This window comes from Shinella sp. S4-D37, assembly GCF_040812195.1.
In the GTDB taxonomy this organism is placed as follows: Bacteria; Pseudomonadota; Alphaproteobacteria; order Rhizobiales; family Rhizobiaceae; genus Shinella.
This window is the reverse complement of record NZ_JBFNXL010000005.1, coordinates 3,058,901-3,082,092: the sequence shown is the minus strand read 5'-3', so window position 1 is coordinate 3,082,092 and position 23,192 is coordinate 3,058,901. Positions and strand designations below refer to the sequence as shown.

The 23,192-nt window shown below is 65.1% G+C and carries 18 protein-coding genes; 11 read left to right on the top strand and 7 right to left on the bottom strand.

Annotation, left to right across the window (positions count from 1 at the left end; genetic code table 11):
- Positions 1–13 precede the first annotated feature (13 nt).
- The 5 genes from AB3G45_RS22600 to AB3G45_RS22580 all read left to right on the top strand — a co-directional run bounded on the left by AB3G45_RS22600 (position 14) and on the right by AB3G45_RS22580 (position 5,506).
- Positions 14–1,024, top strand: coding sequence for a carbohydrate ABC transporter permease (locus tag AB3G45_RS22600; RefSeq protein ID WP_367832680.1), 1,011 nt, complete (start codon positions 14–16; stop codon positions 1,022–1,024).
- A 1-nt stretch (position 1,025) separates the two neighbouring features.
- Entirely contained in the window at positions 1,026–2,171 is a 1,146-nt protein-coding gene (locus AB3G45_RS22595; RefSeq protein WP_367832679.1) for a carbohydrate ABC transporter permease, read from the top strand.
- 52 nt (positions 2,172–2,223) lie between these two features.
- A complete protein-coding gene (locus tag AB3G45_RS22590; protein ID WP_367832678.1) occupies positions 2,224–3,876 on the top strand; it encodes an alpha-glucosidase in 1,653 nt (550 codons plus the stop codon).
- A 21-nt stretch (positions 3,877–3,897) separates the two neighbouring features.
- Entirely contained in the window at positions 3,898–4,989 is a 1,092-nt protein-coding gene (locus AB3G45_RS22585; protein ID WP_367832677.1) for an ABC transporter ATP-binding protein, read from the top strand.
- 103 nt (positions 4,990–5,092) lie between these two features.
- Positions 5,093–5,506 carry a hypothetical protein gene (locus AB3G45_RS22580; protein WP_367832676.1) on the top strand — a complete coding sequence of 138 codons (414 nt, stop codon included), beginning with the start codon at positions 5,093–5,095 and terminating at the stop codon, positions 5,504–5,506.
- Between the two features lie 184 nt (positions 5,507–5,690).
- Here the strand turns inward: AB3G45_RS22580 and edd are convergent, their stop codons facing one another.
- From edd to AB3G45_RS22555, 5 genes are all read right to left on the bottom strand, one after another.
- Positions 5,691–7,511 carry a phosphogluconate dehydratase gene (edd, locus tag AB3G45_RS22575; RefSeq protein WP_367832675.1) on the bottom strand — a complete coding sequence of 607 codons (1,821 nt, stop codon included), beginning with the start codon at positions 7,509–7,511 and terminating at the stop codon, positions 5,691–5,693.
- Between the two features lie 124 nt (positions 7,512–7,635).
- Positions 7,636–8,334 carry a 6-phosphogluconolactonase gene (gene pgl, locus AB3G45_RS22570; protein WP_367832674.1) on the bottom strand — a complete coding sequence of 233 codons (699 nt, stop codon included), beginning with the start codon at positions 8,332–8,334 and terminating at the stop codon, positions 7,636–7,638.
- 9 nt (positions 8,335–8,343) lie between these two features.
- On the bottom strand, positions 8,344–9,816 hold the full coding sequence (zwf, locus tag AB3G45_RS22565; RefSeq protein ID WP_367832673.1) for a glucose-6-phosphate dehydrogenase: 1,473 nt from the start codon (positions 9,814–9,816) through the stop codon (positions 8,344–8,346).
- A gap of 96 nt (positions 9,817–9,912) precedes the next feature.
- A complete protein-coding gene (locus AB3G45_RS22560; protein ID WP_367832672.1) occupies positions 9,913–11,196 on the bottom strand; it encodes an NAD(P)/FAD-dependent oxidoreductase in 1,284 nt (427 codons plus the stop codon).
- Positions 11,197–11,292: 96 nt separating this feature from the next.
- Complete coding sequence (locus AB3G45_RS22555) at positions 11,293–12,732, bottom strand: glutamine synthetase family protein (RefSeq protein WP_367832671.1); 1,440 nt, start codon at positions 12,730–12,732, stop codon at positions 11,293–11,295.
- A gap of 168 nt (positions 12,733–12,900) precedes the next feature.
- Between AB3G45_RS22555 and AB3G45_RS22550 the strand changes: the two genes are divergently transcribed.
- The 3 genes from AB3G45_RS22550 (at position 12,901) to AB3G45_RS22540 (ending at position 17,142) form a co-directional block, all read left to right on the top strand.
- The gene (locus AB3G45_RS22550; RefSeq protein ID WP_367832670.1) at positions 12,901–14,082 is read left to right on the top strand and encodes an NAD(P)/FAD-dependent oxidoreductase; all 1,182 of its coding nucleotides are present in this window, start codon (positions 12,901–12,903) and stop codon (positions 14,080–14,082) included.
- Positions 14,083–14,241: 159 nt separating this feature from the next.
- A complete protein-coding gene (locus AB3G45_RS22545) occupies positions 14,242–14,382 on the top strand; it encodes a hypothetical protein (protein WP_367832669.1) in 141 nt (46 codons plus the stop codon).
- 237 nt (positions 14,383–14,619) lie between these two features.
- Positions 14,620–17,142, top strand: coding sequence for a methyl-accepting chemotaxis protein (locus AB3G45_RS22540; protein ID WP_367832668.1), 2,523 nt, complete (start codon positions 14,620–14,622; stop codon positions 17,140–17,142).
- Positions 17,143–17,424: 282 nt separating this feature from the next.
- Here AB3G45_RS22540 and AB3G45_RS22535 read toward each other — a convergent pair whose 3' ends face one another.
- On the bottom strand, positions 17,425–17,664 hold the full coding sequence (locus AB3G45_RS22535; protein ID WP_367832667.1) for a hypothetical protein: 240 nt from the start codon (positions 17,662–17,664) through the stop codon (positions 17,425–17,427).
- Positions 17,665–17,760: 96 nt separating this feature from the next.
- Complete coding sequence (aceA, locus tag AB3G45_RS22530) at positions 17,761–19,050, bottom strand: isocitrate lyase (RefSeq protein WP_367832666.1); 1,290 nt, start codon at positions 19,048–19,050, stop codon at positions 17,761–17,763.
- A 220-nt stretch (positions 19,051–19,270) separates the two neighbouring features.
- Here aceA and AB3G45_RS22525 point away from each other — a divergent pair, with 220 nt between their 5' ends.
- From AB3G45_RS22525 to AB3G45_RS22515, 3 genes are all read left to right on the top strand, one after another.
- Entirely contained in the window at positions 19,271–20,686 is a 1,416-nt protein-coding gene (locus tag AB3G45_RS22525) for a short-chain fatty acyl-CoA regulator family protein (RefSeq protein ID WP_367832665.1), read from the top strand.
- Positions 20,687–20,869: 183 nt separating this feature from the next.
- A complete protein-coding gene (locus tag AB3G45_RS22520; RefSeq protein ID WP_367832664.1) occupies positions 20,870–21,964 on the top strand; it encodes a polyamine ABC transporter substrate-binding protein in 1,095 nt (364 codons plus the stop codon).
- A gap of 81 nt (positions 21,965–22,045) precedes the next feature.
- Positions 22,046–23,188, top strand: a complete 1,143-nt coding sequence (locus tag AB3G45_RS22515; RefSeq protein ID WP_367832663.1) for an ABC transporter ATP-binding protein — start codon at positions 22,046–22,048, stop codon at positions 23,186–23,188.
- Positions 23,189–23,192 lie beyond the last annotated feature (4 nt).

Here is a 23,192-nt window from a genome sequence, read left to right as displayed (position 1 = left end):
GGGAGGGGTCGCCATGCAGCAATTGTTATTTGCCGTCTTCACGATGGTGGGGGGCGTTCTCGCCTGCGCCGCCTATTTCTTCGGAACGAACTTCCTGCTCGACCGGCTGTTCCCGTCGAAGGGGCTGACGGGCGCGCAGGCCTCGAAGAACCTGCGCATCACCAATGCGGTCCGGCCCTGGCTGTTCATGGCGCCCGCGCTCTTCGCGCTCGCCGTCTATCTTGTCTATCCCGTCTTCGAATCCGTGCGGCTCGCCTTCCATGACCGCACCGGCCAGCAGTTCATCGGCTTCAGCAACTTTGCCTGGATGATCAATGACGGCGAATTCCGCCAGTCGATCTTCAACAATTTCCTCTGGCTCCTGGTGGTGCCGGCGCTCTCCACCTTCTTCGGCCTCATCGTCGCCGCGCTGACCGACCGCATCTGGTGGGGCAATATCGCCAAGACGCTGATCTTCATGCCGATGGCGATCTCCTTCGTCGGCGCCGCCGTTATCTGGAAGTTCGTCTACGACTATCGCGCGGAAGGCTCCGAGCAGATCGGCATCCTGAACGCCATCGTCGTGGCCATGGGCGGTTCGCCCGAGGCCTGGATGACCATTCCCTTCTGGAACAATTTCTTCCTGATGGTCATCCTGATCTGGATCCAGACGGGGTTCGCCATGGTCATCCTCTCGGCGGCGCTGCGCGGCATTCCGGAAGAGACGATCGAGGCGGCGGTCATCGACGGGGCCAACGGCTTCCAGATCTTCTTCAAGATCATGGTGCCGCAGATCTGGGGCACGATCGCCGTGGTCTGGACGACGATTACCATCCTCGTCCTGAAGGTCTTCGACATCGTGCTGGCCATGACCAATGGGCAGTGGCAGACGCAGGTCCTGGCGAACCTGATGTTCGACTGGATGTTCCGCGGCGGCGGCGATTTCGGGCGCGGCGCGTCCATCGCGGTCGTCATCATGATCCTCGTCATCCCGATCATGATCTGGAACATCCGCAACGCCACCAGGGAAATGGAGGGCCACTGAGATGATCGCCTCGTCCCGTTCGCCGCTCGTCTTCGCCGTCCACCTCGCCGTCCTGCTGCTCGTCGCGCTCTGGACCCTGCCGACCGCCGGCCTCTTGATCTCCTCGCTGCGCGACAAGGACCAGCTCGCCGTCTCCGGCTGGTGGACCGCGCTTTCCACCTCTTCGCAGAACCTCACCGGCCGCGCCGCCGCGCCGGAAACGCAGGTTGAGCGCGACGGCAAATTCGTCATAGCGGGCAAGCTGATTGAGGAGGGCGAGGCGAAGGTCTCCGCCTTCGGCTTCCGCCCCATGCAGCCGACCGTCTTCGAGGCCGGCGCGACCGCCGCTATCGGCGACGGACAGTCGCTGACCGTCAAGGAGGACGGCAGCTACGAGATCGTCTCGCCGACGAGGATGGAAGGCACGCGCGGCCAGCGCATCTTCTACACCGCCTCCGTGCCGCCGCGCTTCACGCTCGACAACTACCGCGAGGTACTGAATGCCGAGGGCATCGGCGCCTCCTTCATCAATTCGCTGACGGTGGCGATCCCCGCTACAATCATTCCCATCCTCGTCGCCGCCTTCTGCGCCTATGCGCTGGCCTGGATGCCGTTCCCCGGCCGGGCGATCCTGATCGCCGTCATCGTCGGCCTGCTCGTGGTGCCGCTGCAGATGTCGCTGATCCCGCTGCTCCGGCTCTATAACGGCGTCGGCGCCTTCTTGGGCGTGCCGGCGAAGACCTATGTCGGCATCTGGCTCGCCCATATGGGCTTCGGCCTGCCGCTTGCGGTCTATCTCCTGCGCAACTACATGGCCGGCCTGCCGCGCGAGATCATGGAATCGGCCCGCGTCGACGGCGCGTCGGATTTCGATATCTTCGTGAAGATCATCCTGCCGCTGTCCTTCCCCGCGCTCGCCTCCTTCGCCATCTTCCAGTTCCTGTGGACCTGGAACGACCTGCTCGTCGCCATGGTCTTCCTCGGCGCGGGCAATGACGAACTGGTGCTGACCGGCCGCCTCGTGAACCTGCTCGGCTCGCGCGGCGGCAACTGGGAAATCCTCACGGCCTCCGCCTTCATCACCATCATCGTTCCCCTGATCGTCTTCTTCAGCCTGCAGCGCTATCTCGTGCGCGGCCTGCTGGCAGGCTCGGTCAAGGGCGGCTGACGAAGGCGATCGAAGCGGTGTTGCATAGAACACGACGCACAGGACAAGCAGCATGACGATGTCGGATTCCACCCTCCTCGTGCCCGACAAGGACTGGTGGCGCGGGGCGGTGATCTACCAGATCTATCCGCGCTCCTACCAGGACACCAACGGCGACGGGATCGGCGATTTGCGCGGCATCACCGAGCGCCTTGCCCATGTCGCCTCCCTCGGTGTGGATGCGATCTGGATCTCGCCCTTCTTCACCTCGCCGATGAAGGATTTCGGCTACGACGTCTCGGACTACCAGGACGTCGACCCGATCTTCGGCGTGCTCGCCGATTTCGACGCGCTGATCGCCGAGGCGCACCGCCTCAACATCCGCGTGATGATCGACCTCGTCCTGTCGCATACGTCCGACAAGCACCCGTGGTTCATCGAAAGCCGTTCCCGGCGCACCAATCCGCGGGCGGACTGGTATGTCTGGGCCGATTCCAAGCCGGACGGCACGCCGCCCAACAACTGGCTGTCCATCTTCGGCGGTTCGGCCTGGCAGTGGGACCCGACGCGCCTGCAATATTACATGCACAATTTCCTGACCTCGCAGCCGGACCTCAACCTGCACAATCCCGACGTGCAGGACGCGCTGCTCTCGGTCGCCCGCTTCTGGCTGGAGCGCGGCGTCGACGGTTTTCGCCTCGACACGATCAATTTCTACTTCCACGACAAGGAGCTGCGCGACAATCCGTCGCTCGCCCCCGAGCGCCGCAACGCCCAGACCGCGCCGGCCGTGAACCCCTACAACTACCAGGAGCATCTCTACGACAAGAACCAGCCGGAGAACCTGGAATTCCTGAAGCGCTTCCGCGCGCTGATGGAGGAGTTCCCGGCGATTGCCGCCGTCGGTGAGGTGGGCGACAGCCAGCGCGGCCTTGAAATTGCAGGCGAATATACGTCCGGTGGCGACAAGATGCACATGTGCTACGCCTTCGAGTTCCTGGCGCCCGATCCGCTGACGCCGGCCTTCGTCGCCGAGACGCAGCATGCGCTGGAGAAGGCCGCGCCCGAAGGCTGGGTCTGCTGGGCCTTCTCCAACCACGACGTCATGCGCCATATCAGCCGCTGGGGCGGCGCCGTCACCGATCACGAGGCCCATGCCAAGCTGCTGGCGAGCCTCCTGATGTCGCTGCGCGGGTCGGTCTGCATCTATCAGGGCGAGGAACTGGCGCTGCCGGAGGCGGAGCTTGCCTATGAGGACCTGCAGGATCCCTACGGCATCCAGTTCTGGCCGGATTTCAAGGGTCGCGACGGCTGCCGCACGCCGATGGTCTGGGACAGCGGCCAGCCGTCCGGCGGCTTCAGCGACGGAAAGCCCTGGCTGCCGGTCTCGCCCGCCCATCTGGAGCGCGCCGTCGACGTGCAGGAGGACGACGTGGCCTCGGTGCTTGCGCACTACCGGCGCTTCCTTGCCTTCCGCAAGCAGCACACGGCCTTGGTGAAGGGCGAGATCGCGTTCCAGTCGGCCGAGGGCGCGATCCTTTCCTTCGTGCGCACGAACGGCAACGAGAAGGTCTTCTGCGCCTTCAACATGAGCCCGATCGCGCGTCTGGCGGATTTGCCGGACGGCACGCTGGAGGTGCTGGAAGGCCACGGGTTCGACAGCATGATGCACGCGCAAAACATCGAACTTCCGGCATGGAGCGGGTTCTTCGCCCGTTTCGTCTGAAGAACTAGAGGGGAGAGAGACATGACAGGGCTGGTACTCAAGGATATCCGCAAGTCCTACGGCGCGGTGGACGTGATCCACGGCATCGATCTCGATATCAAGCAGGGCGAGTTCATCGTCTTCGTCGGCCCGTCCGGCTGCGGCAAGTCGACTCTGCTGCGCATGATCGCTGGCCTGGAGGAGATCACCGGCGGCGAGATGACGATCGACGGCGAGCGCGTCAACGACGTGCCGCCTTCCAAGCGCGGCATCGCCATGGTGTTCCAGTCCTACGCGCTCTACCCCCACATGACCGTCTACGACAACATGGCCTTCGGCATGCGCATCGCCGGCGAGAGCAAGGACGAGATCGACCGGCGCGTGCGGTCGGCTGCCGATATCCTGCAGCTCACCACCTATCTCGACCGTCTGCCCAAGGCGCTTTCCGGCGGCCAGCGCCAGCGCGTCGCCATCGGCCGCGCCATCTGCCGCGACCCGAAGGTCTTCCTGTTCGACGAGCCGCTGTCCAACCTCGACGCGGCGCTGCGTGTCGCCACCCGCATCGAGATCGCCAAGCTCAACGAGCAGATGGCCGACACGACGATGATCTACGTGACGCACGACCAGGTGGAGGCGATGACGCTCGCCGACCGCATCGTCGTGCTCTCGGCCGGCCATATCGAGCAGGTCGGCGCGCCGCTGGAGCTCTATGAGCGCCCGGCCAACCTCTTCGTCGCCCGCTTCATCGGCTCGCCCGCCATGAACGTCATCCCCGCGAAGATCACGTCGGCGGGCGCTTCGACCGGTCTGGAGCTGACGGGCGGGCGCCATTCCAGCGTCGATATCCCGACGGCGGCCGGCGAGCTCGGCAAGACGGCGAGCTTCGGCGTGCGGCCGGAAGACCTCCAGATCACCACGGGCGAGGATTTCCTCTTCGAGGGCACGGTATCGATCGTCGAGGCGCTCGGCGAGGTGACGCTGCTCTATATCGACGGCCTCGTCGAGGGCGAGCCGATCATCGCGAAGATCCCGGGCATCCTCGGCGTCAAGCGCGGCGACCGGGTGCGCCTCACCGCGGACAGGGCGAAGCTGCACCTCTTCGACGCCGCCGGAAAGAGCTATCGCGCGTCCTGAAAGCGGGAAGCGGCAGGATTTAGCCCTGCCGCTCAACCCGATGTTAAGCGTTGTTCCCTTAGGCTTTTTCGGAAAGCAGACAGTGCCGGGGGGCAACAGGCCGATGGGTATTCAGGGATCCGTACCGCGTAACAATTATCTGAGCAAGGAAGAGTCCTTCATGTACGATCGGGAGAAGAGTTTCCCGATGGAGGATACGTGCAACGAGGCGCGCATCGAGTTCACGGAGAATGGCGGCCTCGTCAATCTCGTCTCCCGCCGCTGCCTGATCACCAAATTGTCGCGCAGCGGCGCCGTCATCACCATGACGACGAAGTTCCAGTTGCCGCGCAACTTCTACCTCGACATCGTCAGCGCCCGCCTGCCGATGATTGGCTGCCTGACGCAGCGCGTCTATACCAACGACGTCGTCGAGGCCCGCTTCCTTCGCCTGCTCTCCGACAAGGACCTCCAGCGCATCTTCGTCTATTCGACGCACCGCAACCACCAGGGCCGGACGCTGGATATCTATAGCTGAGACAAGCAGAAGAAGGCCGGCCCGCCCGGCCTCTCGACAATTGCCAGCGCCTACTTTCGTCATCCTCGGGCTCGACCCGAGGATCCACGCGGCACCTGCGGCTGTGGATGGTCGGGTCAAGCCCGACCATGACGGAGGAGAGGTTTGCGGGCTTCAGGAACCGAAAGGCGCCGGTCTCCCCACCTCAGGCGAACAGCACGCTCGCCCCATGATCGGCCGGTCCCGCGATGGCGCGGAAGGGGGCGAAAAGCTCGCGGCCCATGCCGAATTCGTTGCCCGAGAGATCGGCCGCCGCCTGCGGGCGGGCGGAGAATTCCGCGGCGTTCACCAGGACCTCGATCGTGCCGTGCGCGGCGTCGAGGCGGATCATGTCGCCATTGCGGATGCGGCCGATCGGGCCGTTGTCGACCGCCTCGGGCGTGATATGGATGGCGGCGGGCACCTTGCCCGACGCGCCGGACATGCGCCCGTCGGTGAGAAGGGCGACGCGCTGGCCGCGGTCCTGCAAAATGCCGAGCACGGTGGTCAGCTTGTGCAGTTCCGGCATGCCGTTCGCCTTCGGGCCCTGGAAGCGCACGACGGCGATGAAATCGCCCGTCAGTTCGCCGGCCTTGAAGGCGGCGTTGAGCTCGAGCTGGTCGTGGAACACTTTTGCCGGCGCCTCGATGAGGTGGCGCTCGGGCTTGACCGCCGAGATCTTGATGACGGCGCTGCCGATATTGCCGGTCAGCATCTTCAGGCCGCCGGTCGGCTGGAAGGGGGTCTCGATGCTGGCGAGCACCTTCGGGTCGTGGCTGACCTTCGGCGCGGGCTCGCGCACGACCGTGCCGTCCGCGCCGAGCTTCGGATCGATCGTATAGGCTTTGAGGCCCTGGCCGTAGACGGTGCGCACGTCGTCATGCAGCATGCCGGTCTTCAGGAGTTCCTGGATGAGGAAGCCCATGCCGCCTGCGGCGTGGAAATGGTTCACGTCGGCAAGGCCGTTCGGATAGACGCGGGCAAGCAGCGGCACGACGTCGGAGAGTTCCGAAATATCCTGCCAGGTCAGCACGATGCCGGCGGCGCGCGCCATGGCGAGAAGGTGCAGCGTGTGGTTGGTCGAGCCGCCCGTGGCGTGCAGGCCGACGACGCCGTTGACGATCGAGCGTTCGTCGATCATCTCGCCGGCCGGGGTGAATTCGTTGCCCTGCGCGGTGATGGCGAGCGCGCGCTTCGCCGCCTCCTTGGTCAACGCGTCGCGCAGCGGCGTGCCGGGATTGATGAAGGAGGCGCCGGGCATGTGGAAGCCCATGATCTCCATCAGCATCTGGTTGGAATTGGCGGTGCCGTAGAAGGTGCAGGTGCCCGGGCCGTGATAGGACTTGGATTCGGCCTCCAGAAGTTCGGCCCTACCGGCCTTGCCTTCCGCAAAGAGCTGGCGCACGCGGGCCTTCTCGTCGTTCGGCAGGCCCGAGGTCATGGGGCCTGCGGGAATGAAGATAGCGGGCAGGTGCCCGAAGGTGAGGGCCGCGATGGTGAGGCCCGGTACGATCTTGTCGCAGACGCCGAGATAGACGACCGAATCGAACATGTTGTGCGACAGGCCGATGCCCGCCGCCATGGCGATGAGGTCGCGCGAGAAGAGCGACAGTTCCATGCCCGGCTGGCCCTGCGTGACGCCGTCGCACATGGCCGGAACGCCGCCGGCCACCTGCGCCACGCCGCCCGCCTCCCGCGCGGCCTCGCGGATCAGCGCCGGATAGGTCTCGAAGGGCTGGTGGGCCGAGAGCATGTCGTTGTAGGAGGTGATGATGCCGAGGTTCGGGATACGGTCGCCGGCGAGCGCGTCCTTCTCGGCGGGGGAACAGACGGCGAAGCCGTGCGCGAGGTTGCCGCAGGAGAGTACCGAGCGATGCACGCCCTTGGAGATGGCGGCGCGCACGCGCTCGAGATAGGGCAGGCGATGCGGCTTGGAGCGCTCGACGATGCGGGCGGTAATGGCTTCGATGCGTTTGTCGGCGGACATGGGAGCTATCCTTACCTTTCTCGATGGCATTTTCGCATGGAACGGCGCGCGGGAAAGCTGCGCTGTCCGCTTCGATCATCGGCGTTACGCGCCGGGTGGAACCGGTGTTACCCGGCAGGGTGCTTCAGGGCGCCCAATAGATATCGACCGGCGTCGCCGCGCGGCGCAGGACGGCGCGGATCGGCATGTCGGTTTCCGGTCCGTCCGCCTCCGCCGCGGCCAGCACGTCCTTCTTGCCCTGGCCTTCGATATGCAGCACCAGGAGGCGGGCATCCTGGAGGCTGGCGAAGGTGAAGGTGAGACGGGTCTCGCCGGCGCCTTCCGCCTCCATGGTGATCACGCCGCGCGGCGTGCCGGGCGAGATCGCCTCGGCAAGCCGGCTGCCGCCGGGGAAGAACGAGGCCGTATGGCCATCCGTTCCCATGCCGAGGATGACGACGTCGAAGGGATGGCCGAGTGCGCCGGCATCCGCCGAGACGATCTTCGCGGCCTCTTCCGCGCTGCCGGCGTCGCGATAGAGCGGCAGGAAACCCGCGGCCTTCGCCTTGTCCTGCAGCAGGTTGTCCGCGACGAGCAGGTGGTTCGAGCGCGGATTGTCGGCCGGCACGAAACGCTCGTCGACGAGGGTGATCGTCACCTTGTCCCAGTCGATGTCGCGGCGCGACAAGGCCTTGAAGAAGGCTTTCGGCGTCGAGCCGCCGGAGACCGCGATGCTGGCACGGCCGCGCGTGGCGAGGGCGTCGGCCAACGCGCCGGAAACCCGCTCCGCCAGCCCTTCGGCAAGCGCCGCGCCATCCTTGAATTCATGCAGTCTCGCGCTCATCGGGCTTCCTTACGATTCGTGCCAGGTGCGACCGTCGCGCTCGATGAGGGCGATGGCCTGGCTCGGGCCCCAGGTGCCGGCGGTGTAGCCCTGCGCCTGCTGGCCGGTCGCTTCCCAGGCTTTCAGGATCGGGTCGATCCAGCGCCATGCGGCTTCCACTTCGTCGCGGCGCATGAACAGCGTCTGGTTGTTCCGGATGACGTCGAGCAGCAGCCGCTCGTAGGCGTCGGCATTGCGGGCGTCGAAGGCCTCGGCGAAGCTCATGTCGAGCGAGACGTTGCGAAGGCGCATGCCGCCCGGGCCGGGGTCCTTGATCATCAGCGACTGCTTGACACCTTCATCCGGCTGCAGGCGGATGATCAGCTGGTTGGCCTCGATGCGGCCGGCCGTGGGGTCGAAGATCGAATGGGGGATCGGCTTGAAGGTGATGACGATTTCCGACATGCGCGCGGCAAGCCGCTTGCCCGTGCGGATGTAGAAGGGCACGCCCGCCCAGCGCCAGTTGCCGATCTCCGCCTTGATGCCGACGAAGGTCTCGGTGTTGGAGACGCCGCCTTCGAGTTCTTCGAGATAGCCCTTGACCGGGCCGCCGGCCGAGGCGCCCGCGCGGTACTGGCCGCGCACCGTCAGGCGCTCGACATTGTACTGGTCGATCGGCTTCAGGGCGCGCAGAACTTTAAGCTTCTCGTCGCGCACGGCTTCCGCGTCCATGGAGGAGGGCACTTCCATGGCGACGAGGCAGAGAAGCTGGAGGATGTGATTCTGCACCATGTCGCGCAGCGCGCCGGCCTTGTCGTAGTAGCCCGCGCGGCTTTCGAGGCCGACGGCTTCGGCGACGGTGATCTGCACATGGTCGATATGGGCGGAGTTCCACAGCGGCTCGTAGAGCGCGTTGGCGAAACGCAGCGCCATCAGGTTCTGCACCGTCTCCTTGCCGAGATAGTGGTCGATGCGGAAGATCTGCTCTTCGCGGAACACCTTGCCGATCGTGTTGTTGAGCTCGTTGGCCGAGGCAAGGTCCCGGCCGATCGGCTTTTCGACGACGATGCGGGTCTGCTTTGTGATGAGCTTGTGGTCGCGGATCTTCTCCGAGATGTCGCCGAAGATGGCAGGCGCGACGGCGAGGTAGAAGGCGCGCACGCGCTCCTTGCCTTCGTCGAGAAGCTCCTTCAGCTTGTCCCAGCCCTGGTCGGACTTGGCGTCGACGGCGACGTAGAACAGCCGGTCGCAGAAGGTCTTGACCTCGGTCTCGTCGAATTCCGCGGGCTTCAGGTGCTCCTTCAGCGCATCGACGGCGAACTTGCGGTATTCCGCATCCGTATAGGCGGTGCGCGACGCGCCGATGATGCGCGTCGGGTCGGAAAGCTGGCCGGCGAGCTGCCGGTGGTAGAGGGCCGGAAGGAGCTTGCGTTCCGCAAGATCGCCGGTTCCGCCGAAGACGACATAGTCGAAGGGTTCAACGGGAATGATCTGGCTGCTCATCGGATGTCTCGATCTCGTTCTGTTGCCGGGTGTTATAATCTAATCGATTTAAAAACACCAGCGTGCAACGCAACAAAATCGGTGCTTTCGACTCGATCAGAGCTTGTCGCGTAGCGCGTACCACGTCATGGCGAGGAACAGAAGCGGCGAGCGGAACCGGGCGCCGCCGGGAAAGGCCGGGATTTTCAGGGCTTTCAACTGGTCCAGTTCCCTGGCTCCGCCGGTTACCCCCTCGGCGTAGAGCTTGCCGCAATAGTTCGACAGCATCACGCCGTGGCCGGAATAGCCGCCGATCGTGGTGATGCCGGGCATGACTTCGCGCACATAGGGCTTGCGCGGCATGGTGATGCCGACCGAGCCGCCCCAGGCATGGGTGAGTTCGATGCCCTTCAGTTCCGGATAGACCTCCTCGATCTGCCGGCGGATGGGCGGCGCCATGTCGTCGAGGTTTTCCGAATAGGCCTCGCGCCCGCCGAAAAGCAGGCGGCCATCGCGCGTCTTGCGGAAATAGCGCACGACGAAGCGCGTGTCGGCGATCGCCTCGCCGCCGGGAATGATCGACGGGAACCTGTCGAGCGGCACGGTCGCACCGATGAAGGAGCGAATGGGCATGACATGCGCGGCCGTCTTCGGTTCCAGATCGCCGATATAGGCGTTGCAGCAGATCAGCGCCTTGTCGGCGCGGATCGTGCCCCGCGCGGTGGTGATGACGGCCTTGCCGCCCGCCCGTTCGATCTTCAGGGCAGGGGTCTTCTCGTGCAGGCCGGCGCCGGCGGTCCTGGCCGCCCGGGCGATGCCGACGAGGAGTTTCATCGGGTGGATATGGCCGGTGCCGGTGTCGCGCAGGCCGAAGAAGAAGCGCTTCGAACCGACGCGCTCCTCGGTCTCCGCCCGGTCCATGTAGCTCATGTGCGTGTAGCCGAAGCGCGTCGCCGCGATCTCGACATGGTCGCGGAATTCCTTCTCGTAGCTCGCCTTGTGGCTGACATTGAGCTGGCCCGGCACATAGTCGATATCGAGGTTCTGGCTTGCGGCGAAATCGTGGATATGGCGCTTGGCGTTCTCCGCAAGGTCGAACAGCGCCTTGGCGCGCTCGAAGCCGAGTTCGGCCTCCAGCGTTTCCGCCTCGGCGCGCTGGCCGGTGCCGAGCTGGCCGCCGTTGCGGCCCGACGCGCCGTCGCCGAAGCGGTGCGCCTCGATCAGGACGACATTGACGCCCTTCTTCGCGAGGTTGTAGGCGGCCTGCAGGCCGGTGAAGCCGCCCCCGACAATGGCGACGTCGGTGTCGAGGGAACCGTCGAGGGGGGCATATTCAGGGCGTTCGCCGACGCTGGCCTCATACCAGGAGATGCCGGGGGAAATCGGGCTTTGCCAGGGCATTGGACACACTCATGTTCAGGAGGGTGCGGCGGCGCACCGGGCGCCGGCCGCTCTCGGGCTCTGATCGTTTCGGGCGGTCCGGGCCGCCGAGGCCGCTCAGACGTTGAGCAGCAGGAACTCGCGCTCCCAGGGACTGATCACCTGCATGAAGGTCTCGAACTCGCCGCGCTTGACGCCGGCATAAAGGCCGATGAACTCCGCGCTCAGGACGTCGGCCAGCGCCGGGTCGGATTCGAGCAGCGACACGGCTTCGAGAAGCCCGCGCGGCAGGTCGATCGACCCCTCGTTGGCGGTGTCCTCGGTCGGTGCCGTCGGCTCCAGCTCGTTCATGATGCCGAGCAGGCCGCAGCCGAGCGAGGCCGCCAGCGCCAGATACGGATTGGCGTCCGATCCCGGCAGACGGTTCTCGATGCGCCGCGCGGCCGCGTCCGACACCGGCACGCGGAAGGCCGTCGTGCGGTTGTCGTAGCCCCAGGCATTGTTGACCGGCGCCGACATGTCCGGCGTCAGGCGCCGGTAGGAGTTCACATAGGGCGCCATCATGACGAGCGTCTTCGGCACATAGGCCTGCATGCCGCCGATGAAGTGGAAGAACTCCTTCGAGGCCGAGCCGTCCGGGTTGGAGAAGACGTTCTTGCCTGTCTCGATCTCCACCACCGACTGGTGGATGTGCATGGCGGACCCTGCCTGGCCCTGCATGGGCTTGGCCATGAAGGTGGCGTAGATGCCGTGCTTCAGCGCCGCCTCGCGGATCGTGCGCTTGAACAGGAACACCTGGTCGGCAAGCTCGATCGGATCGCCGTGGCGCAGGTTGATCTCGAGCTGCGCCGGCCCCTCCTCGTGGATCAGGGTGTCGATCTCGAGCCCCTGTTTCTCGGAGAAGTGGTAGATGTCGTCGATCAACTCGTCGAACTCGTTGATGCCGGCGATGGAATAGCCCTGGCCGCCCTGTATGGCGCGGCCGGACCGGCCCTTCGGCGGATGCAGCGGATAGTCCGGGTCGTCGTTGACGGCGACGAGATAGAACTCGATCTCGGGCGCAACGACGGGCTTCCAGCCGCGGTCGCGATACATCTGCACGACGTTCTTCAGGACGTTGCGCGGCGTATAGGGCACGTTCTCGCCGGTCGAGCCGACGATGTCGCAGATGACCTGCGCGGTCGGATCGGTCTCCCACGGCACGACGGACAGCGTCGAAAGGTCGGGCAGCAGCTTCAGGTCGCTGTCGCGCGGCTCATAGCGGAAATTGCCCGTTTCCTCGGGATAGTCGCCGGAAATCGTGTGGCGATAGAGGGCGGAGGGCAGTGCGAGCGACGTGTTGGAGGTGAACTTCGACGACGGCATCATTTTTCCGCGCGGCACCCCTGCAAGGTCCGGCGTGATGCATTCGATGTCTTCGATGCCGCGGGCGCGAAGCCAGTCTGCGGCGTCCTTCCAGGTCTTTACCCCGCGCGGCACGCTGATGGCGGGAGGGATTTTGGCAGAGCGTGCGGCTTTCTCGATGGTAGGGATAACGACTTTCTTTTTGGACGGCATGAGACACCGGGTTTGATTGATGATGACGCCATCATAGACGGAGTTTATGCCTTGGCTAGCTCCCCCCGGGGGGTAGAAACCGCGAATTCTTCAAGAATATCCGTTTTGCCGCCCCGATTGACTTTCGGCCGCGATGGCGGAAAGGAGGGGCAAACAAGGATATCAGACGTGGCAGAGCGGCGGGACGTCGTCATCATCGGGGCAGGCGCGGCGGGCATGATGTGCGCCATCGAGGCGGGCCGGCGCGGTCGCCGCGTGCTCGTCCTCGACCATGCCCGCGCGCCGGGCGAGAAGATCCGCATTTCCGGCGGCGGGCGCTGCAACTTCACCAATATCCATGCCGGGCCGAAGAATTTCCTCTCGGCCAATCCGCATTTCTGCAAGTCGGCGCTTGCCCGCTACACGCCGCGCGATTTCCTCGATCTCGTCGAGCGCCACCGCATCCCCTGGCACGAGAAGACGCTGGGCCAGCTCTTCTGCGACAATTCGGCGAAGGACATCATCGCCATGCTGCTTGCCGAGATGAAGGCGGCGGGCGCGGAACTGCGGCTCTCCACGCCGGTCGGCGCCGTCGAGCACGACGGCCAGTCTTTCCGCGTGGCGACAGAGCATGGAACGATCGAAGCGGACTCGCTGGTCATCGCCACGGGCGGCAAGTCGATCCCCAAGATGGGGGCGACCGGTTTCGCCTATCGCATCGCTGAACAATTCGGCCTTCCCGTCACCGAAACCCGGGCCGGCCTCGTGCCGCTGACGCTCGATCCCGCGACGCTCGCCGCCCATGAGGGGCTGCCGGGCGTCGCGGTCGATGTCGTCGCCCGCCATGGCAGGACGGAGTTCCGCGAGGCGGCGCTCTTCACCCATCGCGGCCTCAGCGGCCCGGCCATCCTGCAGATCTCGTCCTACTGGCGGGAAGGGGAGGAGATCGCGCTCACCCTCTGCCCCGACGTCGATTTCGCCGCGGCCATCGCGGCGGCGCGGCGGGAGAACGGCCGGCAGGCGGTGCAGACCGTGCTTGCCGAGCACATGCCGAAGAAGCTCGCCCAGCTTCTCGTCACCGAGCTTGGCATCGACGGGCCGCTCGCCGAGCAGCCGGGCCGCCGCGTCGAGGCGCTTGTCCAGCGCCTCAGGGTCTGGCGCCTGCGCCCGCCGGGCTCCGAAGGCTACCGGACCGCGGAGGTCACGCTCGGCGGCGTCGATACGGCCGCGCTCGATTCCCGCAGCATGGCGGCCAAGGCGGTGCCGGGGCTTTATTTCATCGGCGAGGCGGTGGACGTGACGGGCTGGCTCGGCGGCTACAATTTCCAATGGGCCTGGGCGTCGGGCCATGCCGCGGGCGGCCACGCCTGACTTGGCGAGGTGCTCTTTACCGTCTTTTAAGACCTCGGGGCGGATGCTTCCGTAATGTCGGCGTTTCCGGCCTCCCCGCAGGGAGGCGGAGGCAACATGATGTGGGCCGGCTGGCCGGATCATCCGGGTGTCTGTATCCGCGTAACGGAGTATCGCCGCATGCCTGCAAGACGCCGCCCCGCCCGTGCCATCGCGATTGCCGCCACCGCCGAGGAGGGCCGCCGCCGCCTCGTGGCGATCGGCATCCACTGCGCGCTCGCCGCAAGCCTTGTCCTCGCCCTTGCTCTTGCCGCGTTCTGACAGGCGACTGTCATAAATCGGTTTAGATGGTGATGGAATTTTAAAGATTGCCCCCGATCATCCGCCCCATAGGGTTCCGGATGCCGCGTCCCCATGATGGATGTCGACACGGCTGGCAATGATTGCTCCCCCGGATGCGCGGCATTGCGGCCGCATGAAGTCGGCAATCCGGCGTCCGAATCCTGGGGAGGCCCGAAAAGGGCAGGGGTGGCGTACGCCGACAACGGATATTCCGCCATGTTCATTGACAAGGTTCTCGCGCGCTTCAAGATCCAGACAAAGGTCCTGGTCTTCATCCTGCCCTTCGTGCTCAGCATCTGCGCCGTGGGCTTCACCGGGCTCTATGCCTCCGGCCTGTTGCAGGGCCGCATGGAGATTTCCAACAGCGTCCTCCAGTCGCTGAGCGGCTTCAAGGACGTCTATGCCGGCATGAACCGGTTCCTGCAGAACACCAGCGAGGAGAACCGTGACGCGGTGGACCAGCGCCTGACCGCGCAGGATGCGGTTCTCCAGGCGACGATCGATGGCCTTGCGCCCGATGCCGACAAGTCCAAGCTGGTGGATGCGCAGGCCCAGACCAAGGATATCGAGGCCCGCATGGACGGTCTCTGGTCGCTCTATGTCAGCGAGAACGGCCTGCACGATGCGATGACCAAGAACCTCAACTATCTCTCCAGCGAGCAGGTGAAGATCCTCGACGAGGCGACGAAGCTCCAGCGCACCGTCCGCCAGAACGAGAATGCCGCAAAGAGCATGCTGCGCGAGGCCGAACGCCTGACCAGCGCCAGCAAGTTCTTCGGCGATTTACTGTCCCAGTTCAGCCGCGGTGCGACGCCCGACGAGCAGTTGAAGCTCGCCAAGGAGCGCTACCCGCTCATCTCGAAGACCGAGCGGTCGATCGCGACGATCCTGCCGAAGAACCAGAAGGTCGTCTCCGTCACCATCCGCAACACGATCGACGAATTGAGCGGTCTCCTTTCCTCGTCGGATCCGGCGAGCGTCACGGTGCCGGAAATCGCCCGCCGGGTGAACCGCTTCCGCCAGGTCACCATCCAGCTCCAGGGCGCCGCATCGGAAAAGATGCGCGAGGCGACCCGCATCTTCAGCGAACTCGACGAGCCGATCATCCGGTCCGAGGCGGTGCTGTCGGCCACGCGCAAGCTGGTGGCCTCGATCGACGACATCGAAGTCGCCGCCGCCCGTTTCCTCGGCCAGACGTCGGAGCAGAACCGCGTCAAGCTGCTCGGCAACCTGTCCATCCTGCGCATCGACATGAAGGCGCTGGTCGGCAGCGCGAGCGGCCTTTCCTTCTTCGACACGGTCGACGGCGCGCTCCAGCCGGTGCTCGAGCGGATCGATGCGGACAGCGCCGCGCTGGTGAAGATCAGCACGGAGCGGTCCGCCGATTTCGAGGCCGCGGGCCAGTCCATCGATACGATCTGGAACCTTCTCAGCCAGTTCGCCGAGGAGCAGAAGACCAGCGCCGGCACCGAGCGTGAAAAGGCCAACCAGGTCTCGATCCTCGCGACCGTCGCGGGCGCGGCCATCGCCGTCCTCGCCGGCATCGCGCTCGTGTTGACGCTGAAGGGGCCGATCGGCCAGATCACCGGCGCCATGCGTCGCCTCGCGGACGGCTTCCTCGACACCGGCATTTCCGGCGAGGGCCGCGCCGACGAGATCGGCGACATGGCCCGCGCCCTCGGCGTCTTCAAGGAGAACGCCCTGTCGAAGATCCGCGTGGAGGCCGAAAGCGAAGAGCAGCGCAATGCCGCGGAAGCCGAGCGCGCCCGCAACGATGCCGAAAAGCAGGCCTTCGACCGCGAGATCGACTTCGCCGTCAATGCGCTGGCCGCCGGCCTCGGGCGCCTGGCGCAGGGCGACCTGTCGCGCCAGATCGACACGCCCTTCTCCGGCCGCCTGGAACAGCTTCGCCAGGACTTCAACGTCTCGCTGACGCGCCTGCAGGACACGCTCGGCCAGATCCGCAACAACGCGCTGTCGATCCAGCGCAGCGGCGCGGACATGCTGCAATCGGGCGATGCGCTGGCCAAGCGCACCGAATCGCAGGCCTCCTCGCTGGAGGAGACGGCTGCCGCCGTGGAAGAGATCACCGCCACGGTGCGCTCCTCCGCCGAGCGGGCGCACGAGGCCAACCTCGTCGTCGGCACGACCAAGCGCAGCGCCGACGATTCCGCCGCGGTCGTCAGCAATGCGATCGCCGCCATGGGCCGCATCGAGGGCGCCTCGCGCCAGATCGAGCAGATCATCGAGGTGATCGACGACATCGCCTTCCAGACCAACCTGCTCGCCCTCAATGCCGGCATTGAGGCCGCCCGCGCGGGCGAGGCCGGCAAGGGTTTCGCGGTCGTCGCCCAGGAGGTGCGCGAGCTTGCCCAGCGTTCGGCGAGCGCCGCCCGCGAGATCAAGGGTCTCATCGAGAAGTCGACGAGCGAGGTCAGCGCCGGCTCGCATCTGGTGCAGGAGACGGGCGCCGTGCTCGCTTCGATCAGCCAGCAGATCGTCACCGTCAGCCAGCATGTGGACATGATGGCGACGGCGAGCCGCGACCAGGCGGCAGCGCTTCAGGAGGTCAACGGCTCCGTCAACCAGATGGACCAGATGACCCAGCAGAACGCCTCCATGGTGGATCTCACCACCGCCGCCAGCCGCAAGCTCGCCGGCGATGCCGACACGCTGATGATGCTGGTCGAGCAGTTCCGCCTGGAACCGGAGGAGACGGCGGTTTATCGCGCGGCGTGAGGCTGCAAACCAGCGAAGGCAAGACAAAGGCCCGGCTTGCCCCCGGGCCTTTGTCTTGTCAGGCCCCCTCATCCGGCCTGCCGGCCACCTTCTCCCTGTAAACGGGGCGAAGGGGATATGCCGCGACGGCTTCCCCAAACAACCCCGGTTCGTGGGGCACGTCCCCTCTCCCCGCAGGCGGGGAGAGCGTTAGGGTGAGGGGCAAATCCCACCCGCCCAAACGCGAAACCCCCGGCGCAGGGACCGCCGGGGGTTTTGCTTCGACCGGATTGCTTTGCCGTGTCAGCCGCGGCCCTGGGTTACGATCACGGGGATCAGCAGGTCGCCCCAGTTGCCCTCTCCGCCGTGGTGGCGGGCGGAGCGGACGAGCTCCACCGAGACCCCGGCCTCGACCGCCTTCATGACGGACTGGTTGAGGCGGTGCAGGTCGTTGGCGACCATGCGGATCATGGCCTGCTGGTCGGGGCTCATGGCGGAGGACTGCTCTTCCGCGCGTTCCTTGACCCGGGTCTGGACTGTCATGGCATTTCTCCTCTTTTGAGCATTTGCAGGCAGGCGGTAAGCCTGCCGTCGCAGGAATGCGGCTCTGTTGGGGTTCTTGAAGGGTGACGGTGGGCTTTACTCTGCGGCCGGGCGGAACTGCTCGTGCTCGGTCGATTCATGCATGGCGGTCGTGGAGGACTGGCCGCCTGTGATGGCCATCGAGACGGCGTCGAAGTAGCCGGTGCCGACTTCGCGCTGGTGCTTGGTGGCGGTGTAGCCGTTGATCTCGGCGGCGAATTCGGCTTCCTGCAACTCGGAATAGGCGGCCATCTGGCGGTCCTTGTAGCCGCGGGCAAGCTCGAACATGCCGTAGTTCAACTGGTGGAAGCCGGCGAGCGTGATGAACTGGAACTTGTAGCCCATCGCACCCAGTTCGCGCTGGAACCTGGCGATCGTCGCGTCGTCCAGGTTCTTCTTCCAGTTGAACGAGGGCGAGCAATTGTAGGCGAGCAGCTTGCCGGGATGCGCCTTGTGCACGGCCTCGGCGAATTTTCTCGCCTGTTCGAGGTCCGGCTTGCCGGTCTCCATCCAGATCAGGTCGCAATGGGGCGCATAGGCGATGGCGCGGGCGATGCACGGCTCGATGCCGTTCCTGACCTGGTAGAAGCCCTCGACCGTGCGGCCCTTGTCCCGATCGACGAAGGGCTGGTCGCGCTCGTCGATATCGGAGGTGAGCAGCTTGGCGGCCTCGGCGTCGGTGCGGGCGACGACCAGCGTCGACGTGCCCATGACGTCGGCGGCAAGGCGCGCGGCGTCAAGGTTGCGGATATGGGCCGCGGTCGGGATCAGGACCTTGCCGCCGAGATGGCCGCACTTCTTCTCGGACGCGAGCTGGTCCTCGAAGTGAACGCCGGCGACACCCGCCTCGATGAAGGCCTTCATGATCTCGAAGGCATTGAGCGGGCCGCCGAAGCCGGCTTCCGCGTCGGCGACGATCGGCGCGAACCAGGTGTCGACCGAAAGGCCGTTGCCTTCCGCCGTCTCGATCTGGTCGGCGCGCTGCAGCGTGCGGTTGATGCGTTTCGCCAGTTCCGGCGCGGCGTTGGCCGGATAGAGCGACTGGTCGGGATACATGGCGGATGCCGTGTTGGCGTCGGCGGCGACCTGCCAGCCCGAGAGATAGATCGCCTTCAGGCCGGCGCGGACCATCTGCATGGCCTGGTTGCCCGAGAGCGCGCCGAGCGCGTTGACGAAGTCCTCCTCGTGGATGAGCTTCCACAGGCGGTTTGCGCCGTTCTCGGCCAGCGTGTGGCGGATCTGGACCGAACCGCGCAGTTTCTCGACCGTCTCGGCCGTATAGGGACGCTCGATGCCGTCGAACCGGCCCTTCGGCGCGCTCGGAACGAGATTGTAAAAATCAGTCATAGTATCCTCCGGTACGGTCTTTCGCGATCGGGCTTGATATCGTTTGTTGCCCGATTTCGTGTGACAGTATTTACATCGCAGCGCACAATCGGGCGAGAGAAAACCGTAAAATCAGCGAGGCAATCGGGTAATGATGTCTTGCCTTTGACAGATCGGGTCTGTAAAAAAGTAAATATTGTAAAACTCCTGATCGCGGCGGCGATGTAAAGGATTTGACACGATGGCGGAGAACAAGATCTTTGCCGGCCCGAAGGTCCGGCGCATCCGCAATGCGCTCGGCCTCACCCAGACCGCGATGGCCGAGGGCCTGTCGATCTCGCCGTCCTATCTCAACCTCATCGAGCGCAACCAGCGGCCACTGACGGTGCAGCTCCTCCTGCGCCTCGCCTCCGTCTACAAGGTGGACCTCGACGAGCTGCAGGGCGAAAGCGCCGGCAATGCCCGGCAGCTGCGCGAGGTCTTCGCCGATCCGCTGCTTTCGGGCGAGCTCCCGGGCGAGCACGAGCTGATGGAACTCGCCGACGCCGCGCCGAACGTGGCGAGCGGCATCGTCAAGCTCTACCGCGCCTATCGCGAGCAGGCCGCGCGGCTCACCGACCTTGCCGACCTGCTCGCCCGCGAGGGGCATGCGACGACGCTGTCGGGCACGCTGCTGCCGATGGACGAGGTGCGCGACAGGCTGGAGGGCCGTCCCAACTATTTCGGCGCCATAGACGAGGCGGCGGAGCGGTTTCATGCGGCGCTGGCGCCGGGCGACGATCTGGCGAGCGCGCTGAAGGGCTGGCTGCGCAAGGAGCACGGCGTCGTCGTGCGCCTGCTGCCCGTCCACACCATGCCGAACCTGCGCCGCCGCTTCGACCGTCATTCCATGCGGCTCTTCCTGTCGGAGCGCCTGTCGCCCTTCGATCAGCTGCGCGAGATCGCCATGGAGACGGTGCAGCTCGCCCTGCAGGAGGAGATCTTCGCCGAGCTCGACGCGCTCGCCTTCTCGACGGCGGAGGCGAAGCGCATCGCCCGCTTCGAGCTGGCGCGCTACGCCGCCCATGCGCTGATGATGCCCTACGAGGCCTTCCAGTCGACGGCCCAGCGCGTGCGCTACGACATCGATGTGCTGCGCTCGCGCTTCGGCGTCTCCTACGAGCAGGCGGCGAACCGGCTGACCATGCTGCAGCGGCCGGGAAGGGCTGGCGTGCCCTTCTTCATGCTGGAGATCGACAATGCCGGCAACCGTTTTCGACGGGCGGGGGCGCAAGGCTTTCCGCAGGCGCGCTTCGGCGGCGGCTGTCCCAAGCTCGGCGTGCACTCCGCCTTCTCGCAGCCGGGGCAGATCCTCGTCGACCGCGTGGAAATGCCGGACGGCGCCGCGTTCCTGGCGGTCTCGCGCACGCTGGAGGGGCCGCAGGGCGTCTTTGCCGAGCGGGTGCGCCGCACCGCGCTGCTCATCGGCTGTGACGCGGCCCATGCGCAGGAGACGGTCTACGGCGAGGCGGTACGCCGGGACGGGGCGGTGGCGGTGGGAACAGCCTGCCGGCTCTGCGAGCGGCAGGGCTGTCTTGCCCGCGCCGAACCGCCCGTCACGCGGCCCCTCGGGCTCGACGAAATGGTTGCGGGCCTCAGCCTTTTCGACTTCCAGTGACTTTTCGCTTGATTTCCAGCCCCGTTAAGGCTTCAAATCTGATAGGAATGGGAGCAATGTGATATCAAAATTCACCCTCTGTTTGCGTAGAATGCCGCTTGTCGCCTCTTGAAAAACATCCATAATCGGTGACTGTCTTCATACGAACGCATAGGTCCGAAAGAAAAACTGGGAGAAAAATCAATGGTAAAACGTAGTCTTTTGGCGACAGCCGCCACGCTTGCGCTGTTCGGCGCCGGCGGCGCGCTCGCGCAGGAAAAGGTCGTTAACGTCTACAACTGGTCGGACTATATCGACAGTTCGATCATCGACGATTTCACCAAGGAAACCGGCATCAAGGTCGTCTACGACGTCTATGACTCCAACGAGATCCTGGAAACCAAGCTGCTTGCCGGCGGCACGGGCTACGATGTCGTCGTTCCCACCAACACCTTCCTCCAGCGCCAGATCACGGCGGGCGTCTACCAGAAGCTCGACAAGTCCAAACTGCCGAACCTGAAGAACATGTGGGACATGGTCGCCAGCCGCATGGAGCCGTTCGATCCCGGCAACGAATATTCGATCAACTACATGTGGGGCACGATCGGCATCGGCTACAACAAGGCCAAGATCAAGGAAGCCCTCGGCACGGACGCGATCGATAGCTGGAGCGCCATCCTCGATCCGGCCAACGCCGAGAAGCTGAAGGATTGCGGCATCAACATGCTGGATTCGCCGACGGATATCATTCCGGTCGTGCTTGCCTATCTCGGCCTCAATCCCGACAGCCATGAGCCGGCCGACATCGCCAAGGCCGAAGAAGCCCTCATGAAGGTGCGCCCCTTCGTGCGCAAGTTCCACTCCTCCGAGTTCATCAACGGCCTTGCCAACGGCGACATCTGCATCGCCATCGGCTGGTCGGGCGATATCTTCCAGGGCCGCGACCGCGCGGAAGAGGCCGGCAACGGCGTCGAGGTCGGCTACGTGATCCCGAAGGAAGGCACGCAGATGTGGTTCGACCAAATGGCGATCCCCAATGACGCGCCGCATGTCGAAGAGGCGCACGCCTTCCTCGACTACATCATGCGTCCGGAGGTGATCGCGAAAGCCTCGACCTATATCCACTATGCCAACGGCAACAAGGCGGCGCAGGCCGTCATGCCGAAGGAGATCCTGGAAGACACCACGATCTATCCGGACGAGGCGACGCTGGCCAAGCTCTTCACCAACACGACGCTGGACGCCAAGACGCAGCGCCTGTTCACACGGACCTGGACCAAGATCGTGACCGGTCAGTAACCGGTCCGGAACGAATTGCCCGGAAGCCTCTTCCGGGCAATTTCATTTATGCCGTCAGAAAATAAGAGATGGGGACAGGCAATGAAATCTCTCGGCAATATCCGTCGTTCCTTCGCGCCGTGGACGGATCCGGACGCAAAGCCATTCATCACGTTCCGCAATGTCACGAAGAGGTTCGGCGATTTCACTGCCGTCGACGATCTCACCCTCAACATCTATCACCGCGAATTCTTCGCCCTGCTCGGCGCGTCCGGCTGCGGCAAGTCCACGCTCCTGCGCATGCTCGCCGGCTTCGAGCGGCCGACCTCGGGCGAGATCATCCTCGACGGCCAGGACATTGCCGGCATCCCGCCCTACAAGCGGCCGGTCAACATGATGTTCCAGTCCTACGCGCTCTTCCCGCACATGACGGTGGAGAGCAATATCGGCTTCGGCCTCAGGCAGGACGGCATGCCGAAGAACGAGATCGCCGAGCGCGTCACCCAGATGCTGAAGCTGGTGAAGCTCGAGAAATTCGCCAAGCGCAAGCCGCACCAGCTTTCCGGCGGTCAGCGCCAGCGCGTGGCGCTGGCCCGTTCGCTCGCCAAGCGCCCGAAGGTGCTTTTGCTCGACGAGCCGCTCGGCGCGCTCGACAAGAAGCTGCGCGAGGAAACCCAGTTCGAATTGATGGACCTCCAGCAGGAACTCGGCCTCACCTTCGTCGTCGTCACGCACGACCAGGAAGAGGCGATGACCATGGCGGACCGCATCGCCGTCATGAGCCACGGCAAGGTCATCCAGGTGGCGACGCCCGCGGAGATCTACGAGGCGCCGAATTCCCGCTTCGTGGCGGATTTCATCGGCGACGTGAACATCCTCGACGGCAAGGTCTCGGCCAATGGCAGCGGCAAGATCGAGCTTGCCGTCAACGAGGGCTTCACCATCCGCACCGTGACCGGAAACGGCCCGGCGCCGGGCGCTGCCGCGGGCTTCGCCATCCGGCCGGAAAAGATGAAGGTGACGCGGGCCGCCCCCGCCGACGCCTCGGTCAATGCCGCGCCGGGCGAGATCTGGGATATCGGCTATCTCGGCGACATGACCGTCTTCTACGTCAAGCTCGACGGCGGCAAGGTCGTGAAGGCCTCCATGCTGAACGCCCAGCGCGAGGTGGAGGATCCGATCTCCTACGACGAGAAGGTCTGGGTCTCCTTCGGAGAAACGGCCGGCGTCGTGTTGAAGGATTGACCCG

Bases quoted from the DNA above. Each gene is read 5' to 3' on its own strand.
- AB3G45_RS22540 (WP_367832668.1), top strand. From the start codon at position 14,620: ATGTTCATTGACAAGGTTCTCGCGCGCTTCAAGATCCAGACAAAGGTC.
- AB3G45_RS22600 (WP_367832680.1), top strand. From the start codon at position 14: ATGCAGCAATTGTTATTTGCCGTCTTCACGATGGTGGGGGGCGTTCTC.
- AB3G45_RS22535 (WP_367832667.1), bottom strand. From the start codon at position 17,664: ATGACAGTCCAGACCCGGGTCAAGGAACGCGCGGAAGAGCAGTCCTCC.
- AB3G45_RS22560 (WP_367832672.1), bottom strand. From the start codon at position 11,196: ATGCCCTGGCAAAGCCCGATTTCCCCCGGCATCTCCTGGTATGAGGCC.
- AB3G45_RS22590 (WP_367832678.1), top strand. From the start codon at position 2,224: ATGACGATGTCGGATTCCACCCTCCTCGTGCCCGACAAGGACTGGTGG.
- AB3G45_RS22595 (WP_367832679.1), top strand. From the start codon at position 1,026: ATGATCGCCTCGTCCCGTTCGCCGCTCGTCTTCGCCGTCCACCTCGCC.
- pgl (WP_367832674.1), bottom strand. From the start codon at position 8,334: ATGAGCGCGAGACTGCATGAATTCAAGGATGGCGCGGCGCTTGCCGAA.
- AB3G45_RS22555 (WP_367832671.1), bottom strand. From the start codon at position 12,732: ATGCCGTCCAAAAAGAAAGTCGTTATCCCTACCATCGAGAAAGCCGCA.
- edd (WP_367832675.1), bottom strand. From the start codon at position 7,511: ATGTCCGCCGACAAACGCATCGAAGCCATTACCGCCCGCATCGTCGAG.
- aceA (WP_367832666.1), bottom strand. From the start codon at position 19,050: ATGACTGATTTTTACAATCTCGTTCCGAGCGCGCCGAAGGGCCGGTTC.
- AB3G45_RS22585 (WP_367832677.1), top strand. From the start codon at position 3,898: ATGACAGGGCTGGTACTCAAGGATATCCGCAAGTCCTACGGCGCGGTG.
- AB3G45_RS22545 (WP_367832669.1), top strand. From the start codon at position 14,242: ATGCCTGCAAGACGCCGCCCCGCCCGTGCCATCGCGATTGCCGCCACC.
- AB3G45_RS22515 (WP_367832663.1), top strand. From the start codon at position 22,046: ATGAAATCTCTCGGCAATATCCGTCGTTCCTTCGCGCCGTGGACGGAT.
- zwf (WP_367832673.1), bottom strand. From the start codon at position 9,816: ATGAGCAGCCAGATCATTCCCGTTGAACCCTTCGACTATGTCGTCTTC.
- AB3G45_RS22580 (WP_367832676.1), top strand. From the start codon at position 5,093: ATGGGTATTCAGGGATCCGTACCGCGTAACAATTATCTGAGCAAGGAA.
- AB3G45_RS22525 (WP_367832665.1), top strand. From the start codon at position 19,271: ATGGCGGAGAACAAGATCTTTGCCGGCCCGAAGGTCCGGCGCATCCGC.
- AB3G45_RS22520 (WP_367832664.1), top strand. From the start codon at position 20,870: ATGGTAAAACGTAGTCTTTTGGCGACAGCCGCCACGCTTGCGCTGTTC.